General features: G+C 66.9%; 5 protein-coding genes and 1 pseudogene. All 6 read left to right on the top strand.

Features of this window, described 5'->3' with window-relative positions:
* Positions 1 to 2,423, top strand: a pseudogene (locus ABZW16_RS41875) (DNA-directed RNA polymerase subunit beta'); the annotation flags it as partial.
* A gap of 377 nt (positions 2,424 to 2,800) precedes the next feature.
* On the top strand, positions 2,801 to 3,994 hold the full coding sequence (locus ABZW16_RS41870) for an FAD-dependent oxidoreductase (RefSeq protein WP_354961719.1): 1,194 nt from the start codon (positions 2,801 to 2,803) through the stop codon (positions 3,992 to 3,994).
* Positions 3,995 to 4,143: 149 nt separating this feature from the next.
* Positions 4,144 to 5,103, top strand: a complete 960-nt coding sequence (locus tag ABZW16_RS41865; protein WP_354961718.1) for an RNA polymerase sigma-70 factor — start codon at positions 4,144 to 4,146, stop codon at positions 5,101 to 5,103.
* A 34-nt stretch (positions 5,104 to 5,137) separates the two neighbouring features.
* Entirely contained in the window at positions 5,138 to 6,211 is a 1,074-nt protein-coding gene (locus ABZW16_RS41860; RefSeq protein WP_354961717.1) for a hypothetical protein, read from the top strand.
* Between the two features lie 204 nt (positions 6,212 to 6,415).
* Positions 6,416 to 7,468, top strand: a complete 1,053-nt coding sequence (locus ABZW16_RS41855) for a glycerophosphodiester phosphodiesterase family protein (protein ID WP_354961716.1) — start codon at positions 6,416 to 6,418, stop codon at positions 7,466 to 7,468.
* A 111-nt stretch (positions 7,469 to 7,579) separates the two neighbouring features.
* Entirely contained in the window at positions 7,580 to 7,945 is a 366-nt protein-coding gene (locus ABZW16_RS41850) for a CD225/dispanin family protein (protein ID WP_354961715.1), read from the top strand.
* Positions 7,946 to 8,214: the final 269 nt, after the last annotated feature.

Below are 8,214 nucleotides of genomic sequence, written 5' to 3'. Positions count from 1 at the left end.
CCATAGAGCCCCAGCAGGTGGAAGGAAACCCAAACCAGCTGCACCCGCTGGTCTGTGAGGCGTTCAACGCCGACTTCGACGGTGACCAGATGGCCGTGCACCTGCCGTTGTCGGCAGAGGCGCAGGCCGAGGCCCGCATCCTGATGCTGTCCTCGAACAACATCCTGTCGCCTGCCTCGGGTCGACCGCTGGCCATGCCGCGTCTGGACATGGTGACCGGCCTGTACTACCTGACCCGCCTGGAAGAGGGCGCGCGGGGCGAGTACCAGGCGGCCACCAAGGACGCACCGGAGCAGGGCGTGTACTCCTCGCCCGCCGAGGCGCAGATGGCGGTGGACCGTGGTGAGCTCACCGTGCGTTCGCTGATCAAGGTGCGGCTCACCGACCAGCGCCCGCCGAAGGCAATCGAGGCGGAACTGTTCCCGGAGGGCTGGAGCCGCGGCGACGCGTGGATTGCCGAGACCACCCTTGGTCGCGTGCTGTTCAACGAGCTGCTCCCGGCGGACTACGCGTTCATCAACGAGCAGATGCCGAAGAAGCGTCAGGCGACGATCATCAACGATCTGGCCGAGCGCTACCCGATGATCGTGGTCGCGCAGACCGTCGACAAGCTGAAGGACGCTGGCTTCTACTGGGCCACCCGTTCCGGTGTGACGGTCTCGATGTCGGACGTGCTCGTTCCGCCGGAGAAGACCGAGATCATGGAGCGCTACGAGGCGCAGTCCGATCAGATCGAGAAGAAGTACCAGCGTGGTGCTCTCGATCATCAGGAGCGCAACAACGCCCTGGTCAAGATCTGGCAGGAAGCGACCGAAGAGGTCGGTAAGGCGCTGCGTTCGCACTACCCGGCCGACAACCCGATCATCACGATCGTCGACTCGGGCGCGACCGGTAACTTCACCCAGACTCGTACCCTCGCCGGTATGAAGGGTCTGGTTACCAACCCGAAGGGTGAGTTCATCCCGCGGCCGATCAAGTCCTCCTTCCGCGAGGGCCTGACGGTTCTGGAGTACTTCATCAACACCCACGGTGCCCGTAAGGGTCTGGCCGACACCGCGCTTCGCACCGCCGACTCGGGTTACCTGACCCGTCGTCTGGTGGACGTCTCGCAGGACGTCATCGTGCGCGAGCACGACTGTGGCACCGAGCGCGGCATCATGGTGCCGATCGCGGAGAAGCAGCTCGACGGCTCGCTGATCCGGGACGCGCACGTGGAGACCTCCGCCTACGCGCGGACGCTCGCGGCCGACGCGATCGACGCGAAGGGCAATGTCATCGTGGAGAAGGGCGCCGACCTCGGCGACCCGGCCATCGAGGCACTGCTCGACGCCGGCATCACCGATGTGAAGGTCCGCTCCGTGCTGACCTGCACCACCGGCACCGGCGTCTGCGCCACCTGCTACGGCCGCTCGATGGCGACCGGCAAGCTGGTGGATATCGGCGAGGCCGTCGGTATCGTCGCCGCGCAGTCCATCGGTGAGCCCGGTACCCAGCTGACCATGCGTACCTTCCACCAGGGTGGTGTCGCGGGTGATGACATCACCGGCGGTCTGCCTCGTGTGCAGGAGCTCTTCGAGGCTCGTGTGCCCAAGGGCAAGGCGCCCATCGCCGAGGTCTCGGGTCGGGTGCGGCTCGAGGACGACGATCGCTTCTACAAGATCACCATCATCCCGGATGACGGTGGCGAAGAGGTTGTCTACGACAAGCTCTCGAAGCGTCAGCGCCTGCGTGTGTTCAAGCACGACGACGGCACCGAGCGTCTGCTCTCCGATGGTGATCACGTCGAGGTCGGCCAGCAGCTGCTGGAAGGCGCGGCGGATCCGCACGAGGTGCTGCGCGTGATGGGCCCCCGTCAGGTGCAGATCCACCTGGTCCACGAGGTCCAGGAGGTCTACCGCTCGCAGGGTGTGTCGATCCACGACAAGCACATCGAGGTCATCGTGCGCCAGATGCTGCGTCGCGTGACGATCATCGACTCGGGTGCCACGGAGTTCCTGCCCGGCTCGCTCACCGAGCGGTCCGAGTTCGAGGCCTCCAACCGTCGCGTCGTCGCCGAGGGCAATGAGCCCGCGGCGGGTCGCCCGGTGCTGATGGGTATCACGAAGGCGTCGCTGGCGACCGATTCGTGGCTCTCGGCGGCATCCTTCCAGGAGACCACCCGAGTTCTGACCGACGCGGCCATCAACTGCCGCTCGGACAAGCTCATCGGCCTCAAGGAAAACGTGATCATCGGCAAGCTGATCCCGGCCGGTACCGGCATCAACCGCTACCGCAACATCCAGGTTCAGCCGACCGAAGAGGCTCGTGCCGCGGCGTACGCGGTGCCGTCCTACGACGACACCTACTACAGCCCGGACAGCTTCGGCGCCACCACCGGTGCCGCGGTTCCGCTCGACGATTACGGTTTCAGCGACTACCGGTAATCCGGCAGTGCCGTAACAGCATTCGGCCCCCGTTCCATTCGGAGCGGGGGCCGATGTGCGTTTCCGTATCAAAGGCCCGCGTGCGGGTCTGGCCACCGGTGCGGCCGCGCGGACTGCGCCGAGCCGTCGCGGGTGCGTTCGCTGATCGGGGCGTGATCGAATTCGGCGACGGCATCTTGCGAACCTTCGTTTCTGACCTGTCGGGCGATTGGGCAGATACTCGGCGACTGCTGTGCCGAGACCTGGTCGCAGCCAGCTCCTTCACCGAGTGATGAGCAACGCGGACCGTGCCCGATCGGTGATCTGCGTCACATGATGTCAGGATGTTCGGCGCTGCGGTGTCTTGTATTCGAGCCTCTCGGACCGAAGGAGACACCATGAGTACGAACGTCGATGTGGTCGTTGTCGGCGGCGGATACGCCGGTGTGATGGCGGCCAATCGTTTGACGCAGCGCGACGACGTGACGGTGACCGTGATCAATCCGCGTCCGGTCTTCGTGCCGCGGCTGCGTCTGCACCAGCTCGTGGGCGGGACGCACGATGCGGTCGTCGACTACCGGGAAGTGCTGGCCGACGGGGTCCGGCTGGTCGTCGACAGCGTGACGCGGATCGATGTGGCCGGGCGCAGTGTGACCCTGGCCGAGGACGGCAGTATCGGCTACGACTACCTGATCTATGCGGTTGGCAGCGGCAGCTCCGGCCCGCGGGTGCCGGGCGCGGCCGAGTTCGCGTACCCGATCGCGACATTGGAGGCGGCGCAGCGGGTGCGGTCGGTGCTGTACGACACGCCCATGACGGCCCCGGTGACGGTCGTCGGGGGCGGCCCGACGGGCATTGAGACAGCTGCCGAACTGGCGGAGCAGGGGCGCACGGTCACGTTGGTCTGTGGCGGTGTCCTCGGTCCGTACCTGCACCCGAGGGCTCGGCGCACGGCCCGTAAATACCTCGCCGGACTGGGCGTCACCGTGCTGGAAGGGCCCGACGCCTTGGTCGCCGAGGTGACCGAGGGGGCCGTGGAACTCGGTGACGGTCGCATGCTGGCGAGTCGGGTCACCATCTGGACCGCGGGCTTCGGTGTGCCCGATCTGGCCGACCGCAGCGGGTTGCGCACCGATACCGCCGGGCGTCTGCTCACCGACGAAACACTGACCAGCGTCGATGACGACCGCATCCTGGCGGCGGGGGATTCGTCTGCACCGTCGGGCCTGCCGTTCCGGATGAGCGCCTATGCCGCGGGATGCCTGGGCGCACAGGCCGCCGACACGGTGCTGAGCCGGATCGCGGGAGAGCAGCCGTCGACGATCGACCTGTCGTTCCCCGCGATGTGCATCAGCTTCGGCCGGGGCACCGGGATCTTCCAACTCGGTCGCAAGGACGACACCGCGATGCGGCTGTATTTCAGCGGGGTCGCAGGCAAGAAGCTCAAGGAGTTCGCCTGCGCTGCCAGCGTGAAACATCTGGTGACCGAGGCGCAAAAGCCCGGTTCGCACACCTGGCCCAAGGACGGCAAGCACCGGCCGCAGCTGCTGCAGGCACAGCGCGGCGGCGCGGCGACAGCACCGGTCGCGTAGCGCACCGAAACCGCCGTCACCGCGCCCAGTTGCACGTGACTTCGACGGCGCGATGTGCGGCAGCGCCCTGATCGAAGGCGTTGCCGCACGCGCGTCATCGGCGGCCCGGTGGGCTCCAACGACTACTGACGGCCGACAGGAGAGGATTCATGGACACGACAGGTGAACCCGGTGGGCAGCCGCGGTCCGACAGCGCGGCCGTGGGTCGCGACGGCGGCGATCACATCATCGTCGCGGCGACGGAGACCTTCCTCGCCCACCGCAACCTGCTGTTCACCGTGGCCTATGAGCTGCTCGGATCGGCGGCCGACGCCGATGACGTCTTGCAGGAAACCTGGTTGCGCTGGGTCGGAGTCGACGCGGTACAGGTCGACGAGCCCCGCGCGTACCTGGTCCGGATCACCACCCGCCAAGCGCTCAACCGGCTGCGCGCGATGAAGCGCCGCAGAGAGGCCTATGTGGGCTCCTGGCTGCCAGAGCCGCTGCTCACCACCCCGGATGTGGCCTGCGACGTCGAACTCGCCGAGAGCGTGTCGATGGCACTGATGCTCGTCCTGGAGACACTGACCCCGACCGAACGGGCGGTATTCGTGCTGCGTGAAGCGTTCGGGATCGGCTACGACGAGATCGCGGCCGCGGTCGGCAAGACCCCTGCCGCCGTGCACCAGATCGCCCATCGCGCCCGCCGCCACGTCGAAGCCCGCCGCCCACGCCGCTCGGTCACCGCGGGCCAGGCCGAGGCGGCTGTCGAGGCTTTCCGACGCGCGCTCGAGACCCGGGACCTACAGAGCCTGCTCGACGTGCTCGCACCCGACGTCGTGGCGATCAGCGATGGAGGTGGCATCAAGCAGGCCACACCGCGGCCGATCATCGGCGCCGACAAGGTGGCCCGGTTCATCGTCGGCGGCCTCACCAAGAAAGACGTCACGCTCACCGTCGCGGTGACCATGGTCAACGGCAGCCCCGCACTGGCGCTGCACATGGACGGGGAACTCGACGGCGTCATCGCGATACGCGTCGAGGATACCCACGTCACCGGCATCTACTACGTCCGCAACCCGCAGAAACTGACCCACATCGAATCCGAAACCCCACTCACACTGCGATGAACACCGGTCACGGCCCAATGTTCGAGGAGTAGATATGACCACGCAGGCACCGCTCGCCAGCGATGCGCTTCCGTCACGATGGCCGATTGTGGCCGGAGCAGTCGTCCTGCTCACCGCGATCATTACCGTGCTGCTCATTGCCTTTGCCTGGCCATCGGTACGGTCGTCGGTACACGATGTGCCGATCGCCGTCGCCGGGCCGACCACCGCGGTCGCACAGATCCGCGCCGCACTCGATCAGCATCTGCCGGGCGGCTTCGAGATCACCGAAGTTGCCGACACCGCCGCCGCGGAACAACTCATCCGCAACCGGCAGGTGTACGGGGCGATCGACCTCAGCTCCGGTACCCCGCACGTCATCGTCGCCTCCGCCGCCAGCACCGCGGTCGCCCAGACCCTGCAGTCCATGGCGACCGGCCTCGGCCAGACGGGCAGCACCGGCTCGCCGGTCGCTGTCCGCGACCTCGCCGCCCTGCCCGGCGACGACCCACGTGGCGCTGGCCTGTCCGCAGGTGCCCTGCCACTGGTGATGGGCGGTCTGCTGGCCGCAGTGCTGCTGACCAGGCTCGTTCACGGCGCCGCCCGTCGGGCTACCGCGGCGATAGCCTTCGCGGCAACCGGCGGCCTGACCGTGGCAGCGATCCTGCAGTTCTGGCTCGGCTCACTGAGTGGGTCCTATCCGGCGAACAGCGGTGCCGTCGCCCTGACCATCGCGGCCACCTCCCTAACGGTCCTCGGGCTGGAATCCCTGCTCGGATATGCCGGAATCGGGATCGGTGCGCTGGTCATGATGCTCATCGGCAACCCCCTCTCGGGCACGGCGACCGCACCCGAGATGCTGCCCGGGTGGTCCGGCAAGCTCGGCCAGCTGCTGCCTCCAGGGGCCGGTGGCCGGTTGCTGCGATCGACCGCCTTCTTCGACGGCCGCGGCGCCGCCCACGCCGTCAGCGTGCTGGTCACCTGGGTCGCGCTGGGTGCAGTGCTCTGTTTGGTCGGCGGCCTGCGCGCTCGCCGGACCGTCGATGGCGCGGCGGGGCGTAGGCCACCGCAATCGGCGGCCGACGGCCGCTTTGTAGGGCATGAACCCCAGCCGCGGCAGCGTGCATAACGTGATCACCATCGCGGCCGATCCGCCGGACCACGACCACGACCACGTTCCAGGATCGACGAATGTCAGGTCGGATGGAGTCGGCGGCTGGGCGCCGCATTGATCGGCAACGATGCCGCAGTCCGGAGCTGAAGCCAGGTCCCCGCGTTGGTTGTTCATTCGATGGTTGCGCGGTGGTGAGGTGGGTTTGTCACGATGAGGTGCATGCGACCATGGTTCGTGGCTGGTCTGGCTGGGGCGTTGGTGGCCGCCGCCGGTGCGGCGTCGGCGGACGGACCGGGGCGAAGTTTCGATCTGCAGGCGCATCGGGGTGGTGCCGCGCTGGTGGTGGAGAACACTCTGGCCGCGTTCGCGAATGCCTTGGAGCTCGGCGTCAGCACCTTGGAGTTGGATGTGCAGATCACGGCGGATGGGTTCGCCGTGGTCACCCACGATCGGGATCCGAGTCCGGACAAATGTGTCGACACCGCGCCCGCGTTTCCGGGTGATCCACGGTTTCCGTATGTGCCCGGTACGCAGTTCATTCGGGATCTGACATTGGCTCAGGTGCGGACAATCGATTGTGGCTCCAAGCGATCGGCCGCATTTCCGGATCAGCGAACAGTGCCGGGGGAGCGAATGCCGTTGCTATCGGAGGTATTCGATCTGGTGCGGGCGTATCGAGCCGATGACGTCATGCTGAATATCGAAACGAAGGTGGAGGCGGGTGCTCCGGAGCAGACCGCGCCGCGGGAGCAGTTCGTCCAGGTGGTCGCGGCGCAGGTGCATCGGGCGCATTTCGAAAACCGGGCGACCATACAGAGTTTCGACTGGGGTGCGCTGATGCGGATGCGGCAGGTGGCGCCGGAATTGCCGATCGTCGCGCTGACAAATGGGCAGCAGTTTCTGCAGGCCGGTCAGCCGGGTGCGTCGCCCTGGTTGGGTGGAATCGATATCGATGACTTCCCGGGCACGCTGCCGGAGAAATATGTGGCGGCAGCGGCGTCCTTCGGCGCGAATATCCTGTCGCCGGTGCACGGCAGCCCGCAGGACGGCACGGTCGAGGATCCGGGCTACGCGGCGTTCACCACCGCCGAACTGGTCTTCGCCGCACATCAGCGCGGCATGACCGTGGTGCCGTGGACGGTGGATGATCGCGCCACCATGACCGCGCTGATCGATCTCGGCGTGGACGGACTGATCACCAACCGTCCGGATCTGTTGCGCGCCATCCTCGCTGAACGCGGCTACCGGCTGCCCAGGTCGTATCACGGCTAGTCCATCCGGCGCAGGGCCGTGGTGCGCGACGCGGGTTGGGTTCGTACGCTGGTAACGGCCTCGGCCGGAACTGCCGGGCCCTGCCGCCGACCTCGAGACGGGATCACTGCCATGACTGATGGGCAACAGCCAGGCGGTTACGGCTACCCCATCAACCAGCCGGGATATGGTCCGCAGCCGGGGTACGGATATCCGCAGTACCCGCTGGCGGAGCCGCCCGCCCATCTGGGCTGGGCGATCGGGGCCACCATCCTCGGGACTCTCACCTGCATGGTGGGTTCCGTGCTCGGCATCGTATCGATTCTCTTCGGTGCACAGGTGCATTCGAAATGGCACAGCGGGGATTTCGCGGGTGCGTTCGATGCGTCCAAGAAGGCGAAAACCTGGGCGATCGCCGCCACTGTTGCCAATGTGGCCTGCGCGGTTCTCGCGATCGGCTATCTCGTCGTCACGCTGACGAGTACGTCTTCGTACTGACCGTTTCCCGCTGCCGCCGCTCGAGTGGGCGCGCGCCGATATCGCGGCGCGAGTCGATGTCGAATTGGCGGTGCCGGTGGACATTACCGACAACACCGGAATGTCGGTTGCCGCATCGGCTTTCATCGCGGTCGTCCGTCCCAGGAGGAAGTGACCGCGCATATCGGACAGGCGGTAGTCGGGTGGGGGGGCGGGCGCCCGCCCGGCCCCCGCACCGCGCCGGTCGGGAGAGCACACCGCTGAACACCAGACACACCAAAAATAAAATC

Source organism: Nocardia sp. NPDC004604 (assembly GCF_040609795.1).
Classification (GTDB): Bacteria; Actinomycetota; Actinomycetes; order Mycobacteriales; family Mycobacteriaceae; genus Nocardia.
This window is presented reverse-complemented; position numbering and strand designations above follow the sequence as displayed.

Excerpts from the sequence above, each read along its gene's own strand:
- ABZW16_RS41870 (WP_354961719.1), top strand. The coding sequence starts at position 2,801 with ATGAGTACGAACGTCGATGTGGTCGTTGTCGGCGGCGGATACGCCGGT.
- ABZW16_RS41850 (WP_354961715.1), top strand. The coding sequence starts at position 7,580 with ATGACTGATGGGCAACAGCCAGGCGGTTACGGCTACCCCATCAACCAG.
- ABZW16_RS41865 (WP_354961718.1), top strand. The coding sequence starts at position 4,144 with ATGGACACGACAGGTGAACCCGGTGGGCAGCCGCGGTCCGACAGCGCG.
- ABZW16_RS41855 (WP_354961716.1), top strand. The coding sequence starts at position 6,416 with ATGCGACCATGGTTCGTGGCTGGTCTGGCTGGGGCGTTGGTGGCCGCC.
- ABZW16_RS41860 (WP_354961717.1), top strand. The coding sequence starts at position 5,138 with ATGACCACGCAGGCACCGCTCGCCAGCGATGCGCTTCCGTCACGATGG.